17 protein-coding genes are annotated in these 20,550 nt (G+C 69.7%); 6 read left to right on the top strand and 11 right to left on the bottom strand.

The genetic code is table 11. The annotated features are described in order from the left end of the window. The first annotated feature begins 105 nt into the window (after nucleotides 1–105). Nucleotides 106–1,437, top strand: coding sequence for an erythromycin esterase family protein (locus K4S16_RS13640; protein ID WP_149259264.1), 1,332 nt, complete (start codon nucleotides 106–108; stop codon nucleotides 1,435–1,437). Here K4S16_RS13640 and K4S16_RS13635 read toward each other — a convergent pair. Next, nucleotides 1,421–1,945 (bottom strand): pyridoxamine 5'-phosphate oxidase family protein, encoded by a 525-nt coding sequence (locus tag K4S16_RS13635; protein ID WP_149259263.1) that lies wholly within the window; start codon nucleotides 1,943–1,945, stop codon nucleotides 1,421–1,423. The genes K4S16_RS13640 and K4S16_RS13635 overlap by 17 nt on opposite strands. Nucleotides 1,946–2,291: 346 nt before the next feature. On the opposite strand from K4S16_RS13635, the gene K4S16_RS13630 reads away from it, so the two are divergent. Next, nucleotides 2,292–3,734 carry a PHB depolymerase family esterase gene (locus K4S16_RS13630; protein WP_149259262.1) on the top strand — a complete coding sequence of 481 codons (1,443 nt, stop codon included), beginning with the start codon at nucleotides 2,292–2,294 and terminating at the stop codon, nucleotides 3,732–3,734. A 149-nt stretch (nucleotides 3,735–3,883) separates the two neighbouring features. Here K4S16_RS13630 and K4S16_RS13625 read toward each other — a convergent pair whose 3' ends face one another. From K4S16_RS13625 to K4S16_RS13615, 3 genes are all read right to left on the bottom strand, one after another. Further along, a complete protein-coding gene (locus K4S16_RS13625) occupies nucleotides 3,884–4,603 on the bottom strand; it encodes a hypothetical protein (protein WP_149259261.1) in 720 nt (239 codons plus the stop codon). A gap of 278 nt (nucleotides 4,604–4,881) precedes the next feature. After that, nucleotides 4,882–5,076 carry a DUF397 domain-containing protein gene (locus K4S16_RS13620; protein WP_149259260.1) on the bottom strand — a complete coding sequence of 65 codons (195 nt, stop codon included), beginning with the start codon at nucleotides 5,074–5,076 and terminating at the stop codon, nucleotides 4,882–4,884. Then, nucleotides 5,073–5,876 (bottom strand): helix-turn-helix transcriptional regulator, encoded by an 804-nt coding sequence (locus tag K4S16_RS13615; RefSeq protein ID WP_149259259.1) that lies wholly within the window; start codon nucleotides 5,874–5,876, stop codon nucleotides 5,073–5,075. The genes K4S16_RS13620 and K4S16_RS13615 overlap by 4 nt, the downstream gene beginning before the upstream one ends. 911 nt (nucleotides 5,877–6,787) lie before the next feature. Between K4S16_RS13615 and K4S16_RS44310 the strand changes: the two genes are divergently transcribed. After that, entirely contained in the window at nucleotides 6,788–7,051 is a 264-nt protein-coding gene (locus K4S16_RS44310; RefSeq protein ID WP_160160903.1) for a hypothetical protein, read from the top strand. A 184-nt stretch (nucleotides 7,052–7,235) separates the two neighbouring features. Here the strand turns inward: K4S16_RS44310 and K4S16_RS13605 are convergent, their stop codons facing one another. After that, the gene (locus tag K4S16_RS13605; RefSeq protein ID WP_160160902.1) at nucleotides 7,236–8,669 is read right to left on the bottom strand and encodes an HNH endonuclease signature motif containing protein; all 1,434 of its coding nucleotides are present in this window, start codon (nucleotides 8,667–8,669) and stop codon (nucleotides 7,236–7,238) included. A gap of 575 nt (nucleotides 8,670–9,244) precedes the next feature. Between K4S16_RS13605 and K4S16_RS13600 the strand changes: the two genes are divergently transcribed. Both K4S16_RS13600 and K4S16_RS13595 read left to right on the top strand, forming a co-directional pair. Beyond that, entirely contained in the window at nucleotides 9,245–11,476 is a 2,232-nt protein-coding gene (locus K4S16_RS13600; protein ID WP_149259256.1) for an ATP-binding protein, read from the top strand. Between the two features lie 35 nt (nucleotides 11,477–11,511). Beyond that, entirely contained in the window at nucleotides 11,512–12,231 is a 720-nt protein-coding gene (locus K4S16_RS13595) for a hypothetical protein (RefSeq protein WP_149259255.1), read from the top strand. 36 nt (nucleotides 12,232–12,267) lie between these two features. On the opposite strand, the gene K4S16_RS13590 is transcribed toward K4S16_RS13595, so the two are convergent. The 6 genes from K4S16_RS13590 to K4S16_RS13565 all read right to left on the bottom strand — a co-directional run bounded on the left by K4S16_RS13590 (nucleotide 12,268) and on the right by K4S16_RS13565 (nucleotide 19,346). Continuing rightward, on the bottom strand, nucleotides 12,268–12,738 hold the full coding sequence (locus tag K4S16_RS13590) for a MarR family winged helix-turn-helix transcriptional regulator (protein ID WP_200841846.1): 471 nt from the start codon (nucleotides 12,736–12,738) through the stop codon (nucleotides 12,268–12,270). 259 nt (nucleotides 12,739–12,997) lie between these two features. Continuing rightward, nucleotides 12,998–14,566 (bottom strand): acyl-CoA synthetase, encoded by a 1,569-nt coding sequence (locus tag K4S16_RS13585; RefSeq protein WP_149259254.1) that lies wholly within the window; start codon nucleotides 14,564–14,566, stop codon nucleotides 12,998–13,000. A gap of 18 nt (nucleotides 14,567–14,584) precedes the next feature. Then, entirely contained in the window at nucleotides 14,585–15,742 is a 1,158-nt protein-coding gene (locus tag K4S16_RS13580; protein WP_149259253.1) for a thiolase domain-containing protein, read from the bottom strand. Continuing rightward, nucleotides 15,735–16,775, bottom strand: coding sequence for a thiolase domain-containing protein (locus tag K4S16_RS13575; RefSeq protein WP_149259252.1), 1,041 nt, complete (start codon nucleotides 16,773–16,775; stop codon nucleotides 15,735–15,737). The genes K4S16_RS13580 and K4S16_RS13575 overlap by 8 nt, the downstream gene beginning before the upstream one ends. Next, nucleotides 16,775–17,704 carry a Zn-ribbon domain-containing OB-fold protein gene (locus K4S16_RS13570; RefSeq protein WP_149259251.1) on the bottom strand — a complete coding sequence of 310 codons (930 nt, stop codon included), beginning with the start codon at nucleotides 17,702–17,704 and terminating at the stop codon, nucleotides 16,775–16,777. Before K4S16_RS13570 ends, K4S16_RS13575 begins: the two co-directional genes overlap by 1 nt. Before the next feature lie 82 nt (nucleotides 17,705–17,786). Then, nucleotides 17,787–19,346, bottom strand: coding sequence for an acyl-CoA synthetase (locus K4S16_RS13565; protein ID WP_149259250.1), 1,560 nt, complete (start codon nucleotides 19,344–19,346; stop codon nucleotides 17,787–17,789). 190 nt (nucleotides 19,347–19,536) lie between these two features. Between K4S16_RS13565 and K4S16_RS13560 the strand changes: the two genes are divergently transcribed. Next, nucleotides 19,537–20,349 (top strand): crotonase/enoyl-CoA hydratase family protein, encoded by an 813-nt coding sequence (locus K4S16_RS13560; RefSeq protein ID WP_149259249.1) that lies wholly within the window; start codon nucleotides 19,537–19,539, stop codon nucleotides 20,347–20,349. Nucleotides 20,350–20,550 lie beyond the last annotated feature (201 nt).

Here is a 20,550-nt window from a genome sequence, read left to right as displayed (position 1 = left end):
TGGACGAAGGCCGAACTACGCCGCCGGGCGTACTCGGCATGCCGCCCCTCGTGGGACGTGCTCCGCAGAACCGGCGAGCCACGATGACGGCCGAAAGGAGAAACGATGAACCACCTTGGACGGAACGTACAGGCGGCATTGCTTCTGGCGGCCGCCACCGGCATCGGGACCGTGTTCGCGGGCGCCCCCGCCGCGAGCGCCGAGCCCCGCACGGAGCCGGTGACCGCGTGGGCCGGCCACAACGCCGCGGCCCTGCGCACCCTCGACCCCGCGGCGCCCCTGGACGACCAGGCGCCGCTGCTGCGCTCGATCGGCGGCGCGACCGTCGTCGGCCTCGGCGAGTCGGTGCACGGCACCCGCGAGGAGACGCGGCTCAAGCACCGCACGCTCCGCCTCCTGGTCGAGCGGCTCGGCTTCCGGTCCGTGGCGTGGGAGGAGGACTGGACGACGGGCGTCCAGATCGACCGGTACATCCGGACGGGCGAAGGGGACCTGGACGCGCTGATGCAGCGGATGCTCCCCCAGTACCAGACCCGCGAGGTCGCCGATGTGCTGCGCTGGCTCCGCGACTTCAACGCGGGCCGAGCCGACAAGGTGCGTTTCGTCGGTGTGGAGTACTTCCTCACCGGCCTGCCGGCCTACGACGCCGTCCGGGCCCATGTCACCGCGACCGCGCCGGACCGCCTCCCCGAACTTCGGCGGCACCTGCGCTTCCTCCGGCCCAGGACTTCGGACGTGTGGGAGTACGTCATGAAGTACAGAGAGGTGGAGGACAAGCGGCCGTACGTCCGCCACGCCCGCGCGATGTACGACCTGGTCGAAGGGCTGCCGCATCGGCCGGGAGACCGAGCGCACGCCCTGGCCGTGCACAACGCCCGGCAGATCCTCTCGTTCTACGAGCACTACAGCCTGCCGGAGCCCGACCAGCACGCCTACAGGGACGCCCACGCGGCGCGGAACCTGAAATGGTGGCGCGGGTTCAGCGGCGACAAGATCGCGTACTGGGCGGCCTCCCCGCACACCGCCGACGCGCCCCGGATGCGCATCGTCGGGCCGCCCGAACCGGACATGCGCTTCGCCGCCGCAGGTTCGTACCTGCGCCGCTGGTACGGCCCGCGCTACCGGTCGATCGGCTTCACCTTCGACCACGGGACGGTGAGCCTCGGCGGCGGTCGGACCGCGCCCATGCCGCGCCCCGCCCCGAACTGGTTCGAGCGCCCCTTCGGAGGCGTCCGCACCGCGCAGTTCACCATCGACCTGCGCACACCGGCTCCCCCGCCGGTGCGCAGATGGCTGGACGCCCCCGTCCAGACCCGGGGCCTGCCCCACACCGGCCCCGGGTCCTACATGGACGGCGGCACGCTGCGGCAGTGGTTCGACGTGATCGTCCACCGCCAGGAGGTCACTCCCGCCACACCGATCACGACGTCTTCGTGAGCTTGGCGAAGTCGGGCGCGTAGACGGCCATCCAGTGCGGACGCAGCCGGTAGTAGACGATGTCGTTGTCCCAGTCGAAGGCGTCCTCACCGTAGAAGCCCTTGAAGTAGGCGAGCAGGTCCGGCCAGTCCGCGGCGGGCTCGCCGCCGGGAGGGTTGAGGATCTCCACCGTTCCGTGGGTGAACACGCCCAGGTCCTCCCCGCGCATGTGCGCCGCGCTGACGGCAGGGCGGGCGGCCATATGGCGGGCCTTGGCCGCGTCGCGCGCCGTGCCGAAGTGCCACTTCCCGTGCAGGAAGTGCCCGTCCACGCCACTGATCCGCGGCTCTCCCTTGGCGGTCACCGTGGACAGCGCGAGGGTGCACATGCCGGTGAGGACCTGGCAGAGCTGCTCCGCGGTCAGCGACCTCTCCTCATTGATGATCGACCGCAGATGCGAGGTGGAGCGGGAGAGGGAGTCGTCCAGAAGGGCCTGGAGCTCTGTGAGTTCTTCTTGGGTTTCACGCATGGCAGGTCCTTGTCGATAGGCCCGGCCCACGTCCTCCCGCGCCGACCGGTGCCCCCATGCTTCCCCGAAATCCTGACAGCCCACGTCATGTTTCGCGCGGCTCCACGATCGAGGGGAACCTGACCCGACGGGCCGGCGGTCACTGGGGACTTCCCCAGTCCTGCCCTGGAGCCGGCCGAGAACCTGGACTTCGGTCGGGGTCGGCAGGGCCGGTACGGGAGGTGCACACACTCGGTGGGGGCCGGGTTGTGTGGAGGACTTCCATTTCCCGTCATCGGTGCCGCGTTTATGTTCCGGAACGTCGGCATGTGACCGGCGTCACTCCCACCCCCTGGAGGTCGCGCCCATGAGAAGACCCCTGCTCCCCTGGTCGGCCATCACCCTGCTCGCCCTGCTCAGCGCTCTGGTGGTGGCGTTCCCGAGCCCCGCTCGCGCCGCAAGTCTCACGCAGGTCACCGGATTCGGCTCCAACCCCGGCAACCTGTCCATGTACGCCTACCGTCCGGACGGCCTGCCGTCCGGGGCGCCGCTCGTGGTGGCGATGCACGGCTGCACCCAGAATGCCCGCGACTACTTCGACCATTCCGGCTGGTCCAAGTACGCCGACCTGTGGAAATTCGCACTCGTGCTGCCCGAGCAGAAGAGCGCCAACAACTACAACTCCTGTTTCAACTGGTTCCAGACCGGTGACACCGCGCGGGGGCAGGGCGAAGCGCTGTCGATCAAGCAGATGGTCGACTACGCCGTCGCCCAGTACGGCAGCGCCCCGAGCCGGGTCTACGTGACCGGCCTGTCCGCCGGGGGCGCGATGACCGCCGTCATGCTCGCCGCCTACCCGGACACCTTCGCCGGGGGCGCGGTGATGAGCGGGATCGCCTACGGCTGCGGCACCGACCTGACGAGCGGCACCCTGTGCCTCACCTCCCAGAAGGGCTACAGCCCGCAGCAGTGGGGGGACAAGGTCCGCGCCGCCTACCCCGGCTACTCCGGCCCCTACCCCCGCGTGTCGATCTGGCAGGGCACGGGCGACACGACCGTGTACCCCTTCAACGCGGACCAGCTCCGCGACCAGTGGACCAACGTGTGGGGCGTCTCCCAGACCGCGAGCCGGACGTCGAGCCTGCCGGGCGGCACCACCCTGAAGGAGTACGACGACTCCACCGGCAAGCCGGCCGTCCGGCTGTACACGATCAGCGGGATGGCGCACGGCCTGCCCGTGGACCCGGGCTCGGGGGCCGACCAGTGCGGCACGACCGGGCAGTACTACCTGGACACGATCTGCTCCACCTACCGCATCGCCGAGACCTGGGGCCTGGACGGCGGCCAGGAACCTCCCACCGGCCTGCCCGCACCGACCGGGCTCACCGTGAGCGGCACCACCGACACGACCGTCTCCCTCTCGTGGAACGCCGTCAGCGGCGCGTCTGGATACAACGTCTACCGTGACGGCACCAAGGTGACCGCGTCGCCGGTGACCGGAACGACCCACACCGACACCGGCCTGACCGCAGGGACGGGCTACTCGTACGCGGTGGCCGCCGTGGACTCCGGCGGCGCCGAGGGCGGACGGTCGGCCACCGTCTCCGCGACCACGACCGGAGGCTCGTCCGGCCAGTGCGTGCGGGCGAGCAACTACGCGCACACCGTCGCCGGCCGCGCCTACGTCCAGGTCGGACTGACCTACGCCCGGGGATCGGGCCAGGCCATGGGCCTCTGGAACGTCCTCACCTACCACTCGCTTCGCGAGACCGGTCCCGACTACTGGGTCCTCGCCGACGGAGAATGCTGACCGAACGCCCTCACCGGACGGGTCCGAGCCGGACGGCCCGGACCCGTCCACGACGGTCTCCCACCGCACCCGAGGCCCCGGGCGGCACCGAACCCCCGCCCCACCGGAACGTGACCGCCCACCCCGGTCCAGCGCTCGGCCCGCCGCGTCTACTTCACGGACGTCGCGTTGCGGGTCGCGATGGAGAAGGCGTTCATCGCGACTTCGAACTCCCGCATGCTCTGGTCGTCCGGAGCGAAGGCAAGAGTGGCATAGTCCCACTGGGCGTCCTTACGGCGCACTTTGGTGGGCGTCCACACCTCCAGCGGCTCCACGGAATTGACCACCTCGTTCGCCGCTATCTGCAGGGGGGCGTCGTTGAGCGTCCTGACCTTCGCCGCCGCGGCGTAGAACGCGGCGTACTCTGGAAGATCTCCATAAACGAGCGCTGACCTGCCAGCCTGCCGACGGGACGTTTCTTCGAGGAGTCTCAGGAGGTCTTCGTACTTCCTTGTCATTTCATCCGAAAGGCCATGCGTCCCGCGCGGATCACCGTAGTCGCCCCCGTGAGAGATGACGGTCTTCATGCTTTTCTTCTTGATCAGGCCCACGACCTTGGCATGGTATTTGATGGCCGCACCTGAGAACTCCCGAGACGTCTCGTCGATCCGCTTTCTCTCCTCGCTGGAGAGCTGACTGCGATTCTGCCGGTCGTTCTGCGTGAGCGTGACGTAGGTGGTGACGGCGAGAGACCCGATCGAAACCACGGCGGACATGATCGCTATGAGCATGGCCTCGCTGAGCCCGCGCCGCGGCCCTTGACCGCGCGACTCGCCGGCACCGTCCGACTGATCTTCGTTCGACGGATTCGAATCGGGGAAAAGGCCCATGAGCGGTCTTTACCACTTCGGTACCGCCATCACACGGGGAGGCCCTGGTTTCCCGTGGTTACCCTGGCCGGCCGTTCCGATCCCGGATCTCGATCCACGGCGACCAAGCCGACACGGCGAAGGATCTCACGGGCGACATGGACTGATGCGTCCCTCCGCACGAGCAACCGACGCTCCGGCGCGGCGGCCCCGCCACGCCGGAGCAATCTTGCATCGACCGCGAACACGGTGCCCCTGAAGCGAGACGGCTCGCGCCTACCTACAATGCACGCCGGGCCTTAAAGGTCGAACTCGCCCGCCTTGATCCGCCCGACGAGCCCACCGAGAGCGTCACGGCCCACCCGCAAGGCGGGCCCGGAGGGGTCCCTGCTGTCCCGAATGCCGACGGAGCCGTCCAGAGAGGCCAGCTCGACGCACTGGCCGCCCTCACCGCCGCTGTAACTGCTCTTACGCCACGTGGCCTGTTTGCTCATGCACCCTCCACCAACGATCGGATCAGAGCCTCGGAGTCCACTGCCGTCAGGGCGGATTCCCTGATCGTTTCGAACCCTACCCCTAGCTCGGTCACTTGTGGGCCCGCCTCCAGAAGGCGGCCTCGGCCTCCCACGGATTCCTCGTAGCCGAGGTCGGGCTCTTTGTCGAAGGACAGCACAGTGAAACTGCTCTCCGGAAAGACTTGCGCGTTGGTCGGGATGACGTAGATCGAGATGTTCGGCTCTTGGATCAGCTTGAGCAGTCGAGAGAGTTGCTGCCTGGTGGTTTCCAGGTTCCCCGCCACCTTCCGAAGAACTCCTTCTTCTAAGAGCACGACGACATTCGGCGGAAGCTCTTGTAGGAGGATCTCCTGTCGGCCCATTCGAGTGGCAACCAACTCCTCCACCTTGTCGGGCCGCCTCCCAGCCTTCACCACTGCTCTGGCGTAGTCCTCGGTTTGGAGCAGCCCGGGGATGTAGTTCTGGTTGTACATCCGGATCCGGGATGCTCGGGCCTCCTCTTCGACGTACTCCCAGAAGCCGGGCGGGAGGCCGGCCTCCTCGGCGATGCGCGGAAGCATCGCCTCGAAGAACTTCGGGATCTCGAACAGCGCGTCCATGGCGACCGAGAGCCTGGTGTTGGGACGGCGCTTCTTGGTCTCCACGAGTCCGACGAACTTGCCGGTGTACCCGACCTTCGTACCGAGAGCCTCTTGCGAGAGACCCGCTCCTTCCCTCAGCCGCTTCATGTGGAAGAGGTAGAAGTCGAGGGCGGAGACCATGGGGTCGATATCGGACATACGCGAACCTCTCTGGCCACCTACACCACTTTGTAGGTGCACGGGGGGATCTGTAGGCGCGGTTCCATATCCGAGCGTAACTCGATGCTTGAGGATGTGCATCGAAAGAGGTGGAGACGCAAAGAAATTGGAAGCGCGATGCCCCCGCACATTTCCCCGAATAGTCGCAGTTCAGACATCCCGCACATCAGCCATGAGGACCCGCTCCCGTGCCCTCCGCGGCCCGAAGGGCGATGGGCCTGCCCCTACCTCTCCGAGCGAACCGGAAAGCCGACCGTCTTCACCCGAAGGCCGCTGGGGCAGGCCGAGGTCGAGTTCGGCCTTCAATCGTGCCTGGTAGCCGACTCATTAGAGCGGCTGAAGATGCTCATGGAACGTGAGGACGAGAAGTACAGGGACTACCTCGTCCAAGCCAGACCATCCAGGGATACGGAGTAGGCGAGTTCCTCCCCGTCATCGCCTGGCGGTACTCGTCACAGGAAAGGCAGGTGATCCATCAAGCTCAACCCGCTTTGAGACGCGAAGCATGGGGAGGGCCCGGAACCTGACCCCTGGTCCGGGCCCTCTCCCGAGCGCTTTACCTTTACACAGGAAGACGCGGACCATAAGAGCTTGCACACCCAGTGGCAGAGCACGCCCATTCCTGCGATGCAGTCGCGCGCCGACAACCACGCCGGCAACACCACGCCACCCACAGCGCACCGCTCCCCCGCACGCCAGAGGTACCGCCACAAGCAACAACGTCCACCGGCACCGCACCCACAGCGCCAGTGCCCGCTCCACCCCCAGCACCGGCACCCGCACCGCCAGCGGCCCCCGCACTGGCAGCCGCATCGCCAGCAGCCGCACCGCGCTGGCAGCCGCGCCGCCGACCGCAGCGCCAAGCGACCTGCGAGTACGGCGGCGCCGCCATGTCGCTGCTCGTGGTGCGGCCCGTCTTTCACAGGGTGACCGCGCTCGTCGATATCGTGCTGCGCCGCCCGTCCGAGGAGCACGCCGCCGCCGAGGAGGCGCGCTGGCGGACGCAGGTGCAGGCGATGGCCACCGAAGAGCGGACCAGGCGGGACCGCAAGATGCACGACTCACCGACCGCGACGCTCTCCGGCCTCGTCCTGTCGGCGAACAGCATGCCCGCCTGGGGCCGCAGAGGCCCCTCACCGCCGGCGGCCCGGTAGCCGCAACGGACCTCGCCCCCGGGCGCAGCGAACGACACACAGCACAACGTGGAGCCGCTGAGCGCAGGAAGCCGGCCGTGAGAAATCAACCGCCCTGCCGGCACCTTCTCCGATCCCCGGGAAATCGAACCGACCGGACCAGGATCGGCGCGCCCTCAGGCCTCTACCGAAATAGTTTCCCACGTTAGGCGGCCCGACCGAAGGTGGCAGGTGCCCCGGTTGGTCGCGGGCCGACGGTTCCCATCTCCGCGCTCCCCATCTCCGCGCTCCCCAGGTCCGCGCTCCCCAGGTCGACGGTCCGCGGCTCGACTCGTTGCGGCTCGACTCGTTGCGGCTCGACTCGTTGCGGCTCGACTCGTTGCGGCTCGACTCGTTGCGGCTCGACTCGTTGCGGCTCGGCTGTTCGTGGGTTGGTGGTGGGTGGGTGGGTTGTTGGTGTGCCGGGTGGGTGGAGTCGGTAGGTGTAGCGGCCGGTGGTGGGGTCGTGGGTGGTGTGGATGTGTTGGGGGTGGGTGTGTTTGTAGCGGTTGTGCCATCCGCAGCACAGGGCGAGTTTGTCGATGTCGGTGGGGCTTTTGCCCAGGGCCCATCCGTTGACGTGGTCGACCTCGCACAGCGTCCCGGGCACCTCGCAGCCCTGCACCGCGCAGGTCGAGTACAGCGTCTCCAGGACTTGGCGTTGGGCGGCGGTGGCGAAGCGGACTTTGTGCCCTAGGTAGAGGGGCGTGTTGCCTCCTGCGAGCAGCAGGGGTGAGACTCCGGCGGCCAGGGCGATGCGGCGGGCCTGGGGCGCGGGGATCGGTGTGCCGTCGGTGAGGCGGGCGGGTGCGTGGCCGCCGGTGAGGGTGTCCAGGTCGCAGATGACGGTGACCTTGGTGGCCTTGTGCCCACCGGCCAGCACACTCGACAGGGCCGCAGCGGTGCGCTCGGGCAGGTCGCGGTGGTCGTCGGGCCCGGCCGGCTTGGCCAGCGGGCCCAGGGTGCCGTCCCAGACGGCGGCGTCCTCGGCGTTCAGCCAGCCCTTGATGTAGCGGCCGCCGTCCAGCGAGCGGGTGGAGTCGATCCAGGACCGCTCGTACCCGCGCTGCACCTCCTCGGGTGGCTCCTCGCAGCCGTCGCGTTCGGCGATGACCTCGCGGATGCGGCGGCCGAACGCGGCGACCTTCCCGGGTGAGAAGCCCTGGCCGATCATGTCCAGCAGCAGGGTTTCGGCCTTGGCGCAGTCGTCATCGTCGAGGCGGGCCACGGCGTCGGCGACCGTGGAGGCGTAGCCGCAGGACAACTCACCTCTGGCCAGGAGCTCGGTGACCACAGGGAGCCGATGGAGCTGCCGGGCCAGGGTGACGCGCTCCTTGGTGCGGGCATCGCGCATGCCCAGCCGGGACCGCAGCCACGCCTGCGTGGAGGGCAACCCCCAGCGGCGCGTCTCACCTGCCGCGTCCACGCGGGCGACGAACCCGGCCAACGCGGCCTCATGGGCGTCCGACGCCGCCGCTAACGTCTCGGCGAGCTCCATGCACACCGCAGCCGACTCGGGCGCGGGACGGGCAGCGAGTTCGGCGGCGATCGCGGCGGCGGCGTTCACCAGTTCCTGGGTGGACGCCGCACCGAGATCCATATCCGTGACCGAACACATACGGATAGTGTATCGAACAAATAATCGAATCGAGTCCCGTCGAGGGGCTCAATACTGTCGCCACCCGGATAGGCGGAGACCGACGAAGCGGGCATCTGACCCGCGAGGCCGAGGGCCCTGCGGCCCGTACGAGGTGGGGGCCAACGAGCATCTGCGCCCTGACCAGGGCACCGGCAAGGCCGCCGACGCCGTCTCCGGGATGCTCCGCACTGTCGTCCTGAACCAAGGCACCGACCCGGCCGCCTCTTCACTGACGTCCCGACAACCCGGACGGCCGTCCTCCACGACCACATCACCCCTGACCACGGGTTTCTCGGTCGGACGTACGGAGGGTCAGATCAAATAGACATCTGCGTCTGTAGACACATGTTGTGGCGGCCGCCGGTGGAAGAGTGGCCCTTGGTCGTTGGGCGCCCGTCGCCGGGATGTGGACGGCCGCCAGGCACGCGTGTGGTTCCGGACGCTTCTCGGGTGGTGAGACCGGGTTGGACGAGAGTGCGAACGATCGCGGACGGGGTTCAGGCGGTCCGAGGTACCAGGTCAGCATCGAGGGCGACGTGGACGGCCCGGTGGTGGTGGGCGACTACGCCCTGGTCGTCGACGCGAGGTACGGCTCGACGGTCCGGATGGTCACCGAGCGGGAGCGCCCCGCGCCAATCCGGCGCGAGGCGATACGGCTGCTGCCGCGGCGGCGGCCGGTGCCGCTGGGGCGATCCGCCGAAGTTGCGGCCCTGTGCCGGGCGGTCGGGGACGGGGGGCTGATCCAGGTCTACGGTCCGCCGGGCATCGGCACGAGCACCCTGATCCGGCACGTGGCGTCGGAGACGGAGGGAGCCGGGGTGGTCTACCTCGACGCCCGGTACCGCGAGACCGACGACCTCGCCCAAGAGATCTTCGAGGCGTGCTACGAGACCGGTGGCTACGTGCCGTCCGCTGCGGAACTGCGCCGCCTGATGGCCGGTGTCGCGGTGACCGTCTACCTCGACAACGCCGACCTCACACGTGACCAGATCATCGCTCTGGCCGACAGCGCCCCGGACGCGACACTCGTCTTCACCGGCCACCAGAGGGTCCTGCTGGGGGACGACGGTTTCGCACTGGAGGTCGGCGGACTCGATCGAACCACGGGAATGGAACTGCTCGCGCGAGAACTGGGCACGCTGCCTCCCAGTGAGGAGGCAACGGCCGTCGCCCTGTGCGACGTCGCGGAAGGTCGGCCGTTACCGCTGCTGCGCGCCGCCGCGCTTGCCCGGGCCGCGGAGGACGCCGATATCCGGCTGCCTCGCCCAGGACACGTGGCCGAGCTGATCCCCCTGGTCCTCGGCCGGTTAGACGAGCCGGCGACCAACGCGCTGCATCTGCTGGCGACGTTCGGCGCCGCCGTGGACGCCTCCGACGTCCGCGGGCTCACCGGCAGAGCGGACGCGGCCGAACTGTGCGACCGGTTGGTCCGCCTCGGGCTCGCCACCGCCGAGGAGGGCGGCTACCGGTGCCTCCCCGACGTCTTCCCGCTGATCGTTCAGCTGCGGCCCGCGCCCTTCCCCGCGGATCAGATCTGGCACTACTACGCCACGTGGCTGAACCGGCCCGGCACCACACCCGACCAGGTGGCCGTCCGCAGCAGGGTCCTGGAACGCGCGGTGGAGCTGACGCTGTCGGCCGGTCGACCGGACGCCGCCGTACGGCTGGCCCGGGCGGCGGAGCCGTTGCTGGCGCGCTCGCGGCGGCTCGACGCGTGGGCCCGGATGCTGGGCCTCGGCTACAAGGCGGCGGAGGCTGCAGGAGACGAGGGCGCCAAGGCGTACTTCCTGCACGAGGAGGGGGTCCGCAGCCTGCTCCGCGGGCGCCGGGTCGTCGCGGCCATGCTGATCGGCGCGGCCTTCCAGCTATGGCGGGTCCTCGGCAATGAGCACGGGACGGCCGCCGCCCAGCACGTCGCCCCGTTCCTGCCATCGCCTTCCACCCCGCCTCCGGTCGCCCCCGGGGCGACGCCCGACTCCCTCGCAGGGCAGAACTCCCTGGCCGGGCACAATGCCCCTGCCGGGCACAACCCCCCGGCAGGGCACGATCCCGTAGCAGCGCATCACTCCATGACTGCACACAGCTCTTTGGCAGGGCATGGCTCCAGCGCGATGCCAGGGGCCGCGCCATCACCCGCCTCGCATATGGCGAGCCTGGCGCCCGGCCCGCCACCGCCCGCTCCCGTTCCAACCCTGCCGAGCCTTCCCGCCGGCGCGGCGGCGACCAATGCAAGTGCCGCCGGTGCCATGCCCCATACCGCGGCGGGAGTTGCGACCCACGGGTCTGCGGCCGCCGGGACGGCGGTGTCGGGTGCCGCCGGAGGCCTGGCGTCAACGGTCGTCGGTGCGGGCCTGGCCGCAAAGACCGCCGCCCTCGTCGGCCTCGTGGTGGCACTGGTCATCGGCGCGGCGGTCGTGAACGTCGCCTCCCAAGTGATCACGCGGCAGGGCGGTCCGTCGGAGCCGACCGGGCTGGCGGGGAACTGGAGCACCGGACAGGGGCCGGTGACGGTCGTCGCCACCGGCTCCGACTCGTACCTCATCAAATCCCGGTGTGACGGAGATCTGAACATCACCGGCAGCGGCGGTTCCTACCACGCCCAGGTACCAGTGCACGACAGACGATGCACTGGCTCTGTGCTGGGGACGGCGACGCTCACGATAGTCGTCACCCCGGACGGCTCTACGGCAAACGTCACAGCGACTTCCCAAGTCCCCAGCTTCGAATGCTTTATTTGCGGGCGATGGACACGCATGCCCTCGAACTAGTCACCGAAAGCGACCCGATCAGTGCGGAGGTTTCCATGGCGAGGTCCGATGGCGGGCATTCCTTGAAGATCGGCGGAAGCGTGGCCGGCCCGGTGGTCGTCGGCGACCACGCCATCGTCGACGTGCGGCAAGCCGGTGGAGGCGGCACCGAGCGCAGCGCGCCTGCGGCTCCGGCCGCCCAGCCGCCGGCCCACCGGCCGCTCCTGGTGGTCGACATCGAGCGTTCGGCAGGTCGCGGCGCCGCCGCGCAGGAGGCCATCAGGAAGGCGCTCCTGTCCCTGCTCCGCGCGTCGTTCAACGAGAGCGGGATCGACTGGGAGCGGTGCCGGGTCGATGACCTGGGCGACGGTTTCAGGGTCGCGGCCCCCGGCGACACTCCGAAGAGCCGGATGGTGTATCCGCTGCTCCAGGACCTCGCGAACCGCCTCCGCGCCCACAACGTCCAATCCCGGCCGCTGACGCAGATCCGGCTCAGGGTGGCCCTCCATGCCGGAGATGTCGCCATAGATGACATGGGTACGGCCACCGGCCGTCCGCTGGAGATCCTCGCCCGGCTGCTCGACGCCGCACCGCTTCGCACGGCCCTCGCGCAGGCACCGGAGTCCGTCCCGGCGGCGGCTCTGCTGTCCCGCCACTTCTACGAGGAGACCGTGCCGAACGGCTACCCCGGCATCGATCCGGCGGCCTTCCAGCGCGTCGACTTCACCACCAAGGAGTATTCAGCCGACGCGTGGCTCCATATCCCACGGGCCTAGAAAAGGCGCCGTGGCACACCGACTGCTTCTGGCTCGTCAGGGGAGTTTGCGGATTTCCTCTATTACGGCCGGCATCGTCTCGTTGTTGTGGCGGATCCAGTCGAGGAGGAGGGCGATCTGCTCGTCGGTGTAGGTGTCCAGGCGGTCGCGGAAGGCGCGGCCTATGGGTTCGAAGTAGCGGGCGAACTGGGCGACGTTCTCCTCGACCAGTTCGACGATCACGCGGCGGCGGTCGTCGGGGTCGCGGGTGCGGCGGACGTAGCCGGCGCGCTCCAGGCGGTCGATGACGGCGGTGATCGCGCCGCCGGTCGTGATGCCCATGAGCTGCGCGAGCTGGCCGGGGGTCTGGGGGCCGTCCAGCGTCAGCGCGTTGACGCACTGCGCGTCGGTGACGTTCATGCCCGCCTTGCTCGCGGTGGCATGGTGCAGCAGCACCGTGAACATCGTGCTGCGCTGCATCGCCATCTGCAGCTCGCCCGCCATCCGGTCGCGTTCCGGGGTCGACACGCCTGAGACCTCTCTCCCTTTTTCTCTCATATAGAGACGCTCATTTCAAGAGCGACTCTCTGAGGGAGATTCTACCGACCCCGCCCCGGACAGAGCCAAGCGGGACGGCGACGGCGTGTGGCGCAGCCGACACGCGTCAATGATCCCACCACACCCGGACGGCCCCTACGCTGGTCTTTGTTAGGACCACTAACAGAGGTCCGCTCCTGGCCCCGGATCCCACGAAGGTTCGGGGCCGACCTCTGTCCGGCGCCCGCCGCTACCTGGCCTCCTCCGCGACCTGCTTCGCCCAGCGGTAGTCGGCCTTGCCGGCCGGGGATCGCTTCATCTCCGCGACGAACGCGTAGACGCGCGGCACCTTGTAGCCCGACAGCTCCCTGCGGCAGTGCTCGTCCAGCTCCGCATCGGACGGACGTTCCCCGGAGGGCTGGATCACCGCCGCGACGCGGTTCCCCCAGCGCTCGTCCGGGATGCCCGTCACGACCGCGTCGTAGACGCCCGGGTGGCCCTTGAGGACGGCCTCGACCTCCTCCGGGAACACCTTCTCGCCGCCGGTGTTGATGGCCTGCGAGCCGCGGCCGTACACGGCGATCGAGCCGTCCTCCTCCACGGTCGCGATGTCGCCGGTGAGGAGCCAGCGCTTGCCGTCCACCACGGGGAACGTCCTGGCGGTCTTCTCCGGGTCGTTGTAGTAGCCCTGCGCGATGTAGCCGGTGCGGGCGACCTGGCCGATCACACCGGAGCCCGGCTTGACGGGCTGGAACGCGTCGTCCAGGACGGTGACGTTCTCCACGTCCGGCGCGAACCGCAGGCCCTTCTCCGGGGTGGACCCGGCGACCGCCTCGGCCGTCGAGCCCGACTCGGTGGAGCCGAAGCGGTCCAGGATCATCGTGTTCGGCAGCAGCTTCTGGATGCGGTCCCGGACCGTCCCGGTGAAGATCGCGCCGGTCGAGACGTAGGCCAGCAGGGACGAGGTGTCGTAGTCCCCGCGCGCCAGCTCCTCGGCCATCGGGATCGCCATCGCGTCCCCGGTGATCGTCACCGAGTTGACCTTCTCGCGCTCGATTGTCCGCCACACGTCGGCCGCGTCGAACTTGCGCGTGTAGACGAGCGTCGCGCCCATGAACCAGGCGATCCAGGTGGCCATCTGGGCGGCGCCGTGCATGAGCGGCGCGATCGGCATCATGGTCATCGGCCCGCCGTTGCGGGCGTTGTCGACCACGTCCTCCGGCCTGGTCGGGCGCGGGTACGTCGGGTTCCAGAACGCGAGCAGCATCTGCTCGGTCGTCCACATGACGCCCTTGGGCATCCCGGTCGTCCCGCCGGTGTAGATGATGTAGACGTCGTCCTTGGAACGCGCCGGGAAGCCGCGCGCTCCGGAGGCGTCCTTCAAGGCCTCGTCGTAGGCGACCGCCCCCGGGATGGACGGCGTGCCGCCCACCGCGACGAGGTGCCGCAGCTCGGGCGCGTCCGGGACGGTCGCCGCGACGCGGTCCTCGAACTCCACGTCGTACAGCAGCGCGACGCTGTCGGAGTCCCGGTACACGTAGAGCAGCTCGCTCTCCACGTACCGGTAGTTGACGTTGATGGGCACGGCCCGGATCTTCAGCGCGGCCAGCAGCGCGGCGGCGTACTCGACGCCGTTGTAGAGCTGGACGGCGACATGCTGGCCGGGGCGCACCCCGGCGTCCGCCAGATGGTGCGCGAGGCGGTTCGCGTGCTCGTCCAGCTCGGCGTAGGTGAGCCGCCGGTCGCCGCACACCAGGGCGAGGCGGTCCCCGATCGCGTCCGCGACACCCTCGAACAGGTCAGCGTGGTTGAACTCCATCGGACGGACCTCCGGGAATCAGGGTTTGTCGCTGCCGACGATCCACATGGCGAAGAACTGGGCTCCGCCGCCGTAGGCGTGGCCTAGCGCGCGCCGTGCGCCGTCCACCTGGTGCTCTCCCGCCTGGCCGCGCACCTGCAGCGCCGCCTCGGCGAACCGGATCATGCCGGACGCCCCGATCGGGTTGGACGACAGCACGCCGCCGGACGGGTTCCACGGGATGTCGCCGTCCAGTGCCGTCGCGCCGGCCTCGGTGAGCTTCCAGCCCTCGCTCTCGCCGCAGAACCCGAGGTTCTCCAGCCACATCGGCTCGTACCAGGAGAACGGGACGTACACCTCGGCGCAGTCGAGTTCGCGGCGCGGGTCGGAGATGCCGGCCTGCCGGTACACGTCCGCGGCCGCGTCCTTGCCGCCCTGCGGGCTCACGGTGTCGCGCCCCGCGAACTGCATCGGCTCCGAGCGCATCGACGTGCCGTGCACCCACGCGGGCGGGGCGGGCGCCTTCTTCGCCGCGTCCTCCGAGGCCAGCACCATCGCGCACGCGCCGTCGGACGAGGGGCACGTCTCCAGGTAGCGGATCGGCTCCCACAGCATGGGCGTCGACTCGACCATCTCGCGGGAGATGCCGGGGATCTTCAGGTGCGCGTACGGGTTCTTCAGCGCGTTCTGCCGGTCCTTGACCGCGACGAGCGTCCCGATGTGGTCGGGGGCGCCCGACCGGCGCATGTAGGCGCGGATGTGCGGCGCGAAGTAGCCGCCCGCGCCCACGACCAGCGACGTCGTGAACGGCGAGTTCACGGTCAGCGCCCACGTCGCGTTCGACTCCGACTGCTTCTCCCACGCGATCGTGAGGACGCGGTCGTGCACGCCGCCCTGGATCAGGCCCGCCGCGACGATGGCCGTGGAGCCCCCGACCGACCCCGCGGTGTGCACCCGCATGATCGGCTTGCCGGTCGCGCCGAGCGCCTCGGCGAGGAACGTCTCCGGCATCATCACGCCCTCGAACAGGTCGGGGGCCTTGCCGACGACGACCGCGTCGATGTCCTTCCAGGTGAGCTGCGCGTCCTCCAGCGCCCGCCGGGCCGCCTCGCGCAGCAGCCCCGCCATCGACACGTCCAGCCGCTTGGTCTTGTACGCCGTCTGCCCGACGCCGATGATCGCGCAACGGTTAGCCATGGTTCTCTCCCGACAGGACGCAGACGAGGTTCTGCTGGAGGCAGGGGCCGGACGAGGCGTGCCCGAGCGCGCGGGACGCCGACCCGTCGTGGATGCGGGAGGCGGCCTCGCCGATCCGGATGAGGCCGGCGGCCATCATCGGGTTCGCCGACAGCGGCCCGCCGGACGGGTTGACCGCCACGTCCTCGCCCAGGCCGAGCGCCTCCCGGAGCATCAGCTCCTCGTGCGTGTACTGCGCGTGCAGCTCGGCGACCTCGATCCCGGTGGCGCCCGCCTTCTCGCCCGCGATGCGCGCCGACTCCGAGCGGCTCAGGTCGCGGACGCCCGGCGCGTGCGCCTCGGTGCGGTGGTCGATCCCGGTGATCCACGCCGGGCGCTCGCACAGCTCGCGGGCCCGGTCGCCCGCGGCGAGGACGATCGCGGCGGCGCCGTCGGTGATGGGCGCGACGTCGTAGGGGTGCAGCGGGGCGACGTCGTAGTCGTCGCCGTCCGGCTCGGGCAGGTGCAGCGCGAACGGGTTGCCGCGTCCGGCCTCGCGGGACCGCGCCGCGACGGCGCGCAGGTCGTCCTCCTTCGTACCCGACCGCTCCATGTAGGCGCGGGCCTGGAGCGCGGCCAGGGACACCGCGTCGATGCCGAGCGGCGCCAGGTGGTACGGGTCGAGCTGCTGGGTGAGGACGGCCCGGAGGTTGCCCTGCGACGACTTCCCGAACCCGTACACGAGCGCGGTGTCGATGTCGCCGTGCTGGAGCTTCACCCACGCCTCGTACAGCGCCCAGGCCGCGTCCATCTCGACGTGGCTCTCGGAGATCGGCGGCCACGCGCCGAGGGCGTCCAGCGCCGACACGAACGCGAACGGCGCGCCGGCGAGGTAGTCGCAGGACCCGGAGCAGGTGAAGCCGAACTGCTTCTGGCCCGTCCGCTCCTTGATCTCGGTGATGACGGGGGCGAGGATCTCGATCTCGGCCGTCCCCCGGTCCTCACCGCTGTGCTCGGTCTGCGCGAACGCGACCACGGCTACGGGACGAGGCATCACATGAAGTCCTTGATCTCTTCGAAGGGGACGTCGGGCTCGTCGATGGGCTCGAACCACTTGATGTTGCTCATCGACCGCTCCCACTCCTCCCGGGGCCGCCACGCCGCCTTCACCCGCATGCCCATCCGCACCTGGTCGGCCGGGATGCCCGCCACGAGCGTCAGCATCGTCAGGCCCGCGCCGTCCAGCAGGACGTAGGCGGACACGAACGGCACCTCGGGCGCGCGCGGGTCGGGGATGTTGTTGACCGCGAAGGTGGTGACGGTGCCGGTGTCGGGCAGCTCCACCTCCTCGGCGGTGGGGACGCCGTCGCGCGGGCACAGCCCCTTCATCGGGACGATGACCTGCTCGCACACCGGGCAGCGGTGGCCGAGGATCCGGCCTTCGGACATGCCCTCCAGGAAGCGCCGCAGAGCCTGGCCGCCCTTCAGCCGGTACTCCAGCCGCGTCGGCGCGTTGATCATCGTGACCTCGGGCTGGAAGCACTCGATGTCGCCGATCCCGCCCGTGCGCTCGGCCCGCCACCGGGGGCGGACCCGCATGCCCGTCTTGAGGAACTTCGGCGGTTTCGCGCCCTGCTCGAAGACGCCGAGGTCGAGGGCGTGCAGGAGCGCGGTGTCGGCGCCGTCCGGCCGGATCAGCGCCCAGGCGAACGGGCGGTCCAGCGGGTGCTCCTTCGCCGGGTGCGCCACCCACGACCAGGTCGTGACCGTCCCGACCGGGCCGACCTCGACGAACTCGTCCGTCACGTCCTCGCCGGTCTCCGGGTCGTACTCCGACGGCGGGACGAGGACCCTGCCGTCCGCCGTCCGCACGCCGACCAGCCGGCCGTCGCGCAGCTCGCTGAAGAAGCGGCCGATCACCGGGCCGACCGAGCGCGTGTAGCCGCCCGGGAACTCCAGGACGTGGTTCGGCTCAGACTGCACGGTGGCTGCCTGCGCGGTGCTGCCTGCGGGCGCCGTGTCAGATGGCGCGGTGTCAGATGGCGCGGTGTCAGATGGCGCGGTGTCAGATGGCACTGTCGCGGTCCTTCCAGTACGGGTCCCTGAGCTTGCGCTTGAGGAGCTTGCCGTTGGGTTCGCGCGGCATCGTCTCGATGAAGTCGATGGTCCTCGGCCACTTCATCTTGGCCAGCCGCCCCTCAAGCGACGCGAGGATCTCCTCCGCGAGCGCCGGACCGGGCTCGACGCCCTCGGCGGGCTCCACGACGGCCTTGATCTGCTCGCCCCACTCCTCGTCCGGGATGCCGAACACGGCCACGTCCCCGACCTTGGGATGCAGGATGATCTCGTTCTCGATCTCGGCCGGGTAGATGTTCGCGCCGCCCGAGATGATCATGTCGGCCTTGCGGTCGGACAGGAACAGGAACCCGTCCTCGGTCAGGTACCCGATGTCGCCGACGGTGAAGTAGTCCTTGAGACGGTTCTTCTCCGTCTTCTCCTTGTCGCCCTTGTACTCGAACTCGACGCCGGCCATCTTCATGTAGATCGTGCCGTGCGTCCCGGTCGGGACGGGCTCGCCGTCGTCGTCGACGATCAGCAGCTCGCTGATCGGCCACGCGTTGCCGACCGTGCCGGGGTGGGCGCGCCAGTCGGCCGGGCTGGCGATCGTCCCGCCGCCCTCCGTCGCCGCGTAGTACTCCCAGATGCAGTCGCCCCACCAGTCGAGCATCTGCTGCTTGAGGGGCACCGGGCACGGCGCGGCCGCGTGGATCGCCCACTTCATGCTCGACACGTCGTACCGGGAACGGACGTCCTCCGGCAGCGACAGGAGCCGCTTGAAGTGCGTCGGCACCATGTGGGTGTTGCTGACGCGGTGCTCCTGGATCAGCCGCAGGGTCTCCTCGGCGTCCCACTTGTCCATGTAGACGAGCGTGTGGCCCATCTGGAGCGCCGTGCCCCCGAACTGGGTCACGGCCGTGTGGTAGTTCGGCGAGGTGACCAGGTGCGCCTGGTGCTCTCCACCGGCGGGGAGGCCCGGCGGGATGCCGAACATGCCGAGCAGGAACGTCATCAGCTCGGCGCTGTCGTCGGGGTCGATCCCGGCCAGCGCCCGCTTGACGCCCTTCGGCCGTCCGGTCGTCCCGGACGTGTAGTGCATCGTGGCGCCGTTGCTGCGGTCGTCCGGCAGCGTGTCGGGCTGCCCGTCGACCAGCTCCGCGACCGGCCGGAAGCCCTCGACCTCCCCGAACGCGAACCGCCGGTGGGCCTCGATCTCCTCGCCCGCCCGCGCGCCCTCGGCGGCGTACCGCTCGTGGACGAAGAACGCCTTGGCCTCGCTGTCGGCGACGATGTAGCCGATCTCCGGGCCGGTCAGATGCCAGTTGATCGGCGTGTAGTACCAGCCCGCCTGGAGCGCCGCCAGGTAGAGGACGACCCCGTCCGCGCCGTTCGGGACGAGCCCGCAGATGCCGTCGCCCTTCTCAAGGCCCAGCGCACGCAGGCCGTGGACGAGCCGGTTCGCGCGGGACAGCAGGTCGCCCGCCTTGTGTCGCGTCCCGTCCGGATCGACGGCGGCGACCCACTCGGGATCGGCCTGCGCCAGCCGCCAAAAGCCCAATGACCCCATCGGATCTCCCTACGTGAGCACACGGAGCACTGAAACCACAGAGAGCACAGAAACCACAGCGCGCCGACACCCGCTGAGGGCGTCCGGCAGCCAAAGTAGATCACGTTCTCGTTTTGCAGTTCAACCCCTACCGGTAGGGCAACGGCTTAACTAGAATCTGTTCTCGTTTGATATCTGAGCTGGAGGAACCATGACGGAACGGCTGCCGATCAGCACCGAGCACTGCATCGTCGAGCGGGACGGCCACGTCGTCATCGTGACGATGAACCGCCCGGAGGCGCGCAACGCGCTCAGCTCGTCCATGCTGGTCGGCCTCGCCGACGCCTGGGCCTACATCTCCGACACCCCCGAGGTCCGCGTCGGCATCCTCACCGGGGCCGAGGGCACGTTCTGCGCCGGCGCCGACCTGAAGGCGATGGGCCAGCAGCCGTCCGATCCCCGCGTCCAGGAGCGGATGGCGCAGATCCCCGACTTCCACTGGAAGGGGCTGCTGCGCGAGGGCCAGCCGACCAAGCCGTTGATCTGCGCCATCGAGGGCTACGCCGTCGCCGGCGGCACCGAGCTGCTCGTCGGCACCGACCTGCGCGTGGTCGCCGAGGGCGCCACCCTCGGCCTTTACGAGGCGAAGCGCGGCCTGTTCCCCATGGGCGGCTCCGCGATCCGCCTGCCCCGCCAGATCGGCTACGCCAACGCGATGGACATCCTGCTGACCGCCCGCTCGGTCACCCCGCAGGAGGCCCTCGCGATGGGCCTGATCAACAAGATCGTCCCGGACGGGCAGGCGCTCGCCGCCGCCCGCGAGCTCGCCGACCAGATCGCCGAGTGCGGCCCCCTCGCCGTCCAGGGCATCCTGCGCACCTACCGCGAGACCCAGCACCTCTCCGAGGAGGACGCGCTCAAGATCTCCGACGAGATCGGCTGGCCGGTCATCGGCTCCGAGGATGCCAAGGAGGGCTCCCGCGCCTTCAAGGAGAAGCGCCCGCCCGTCTACCACGGCAAGTGACCGCCCCCGGCACGCACCGCCGGCCCGGCACCCGACCGGCGAACGCGACCCGTAACCGGGCCCCGGCACGCGACCGGCGAACCCGGCGCGTGACCGGGCAGCCCGCACGCGGCCGGGGAGCCCGGCCCCCGGAACCGGAGAGCGGATAACGGGCTGTCCGTAAACGGGGGTCGGGTTTGCGAGATTCCTTGCGTGGCACCG

Source organism: Actinomadura sp. K4S16 (assembly GCF_008327685.1).
In the GTDB taxonomy this organism is placed as follows: Bacteria; Actinomycetota; Actinomycetes; order Streptosporangiales; family Streptosporangiaceae; genus Spirillospora.
This window is presented reverse-complemented; position numbering and strand designations above follow the sequence as displayed.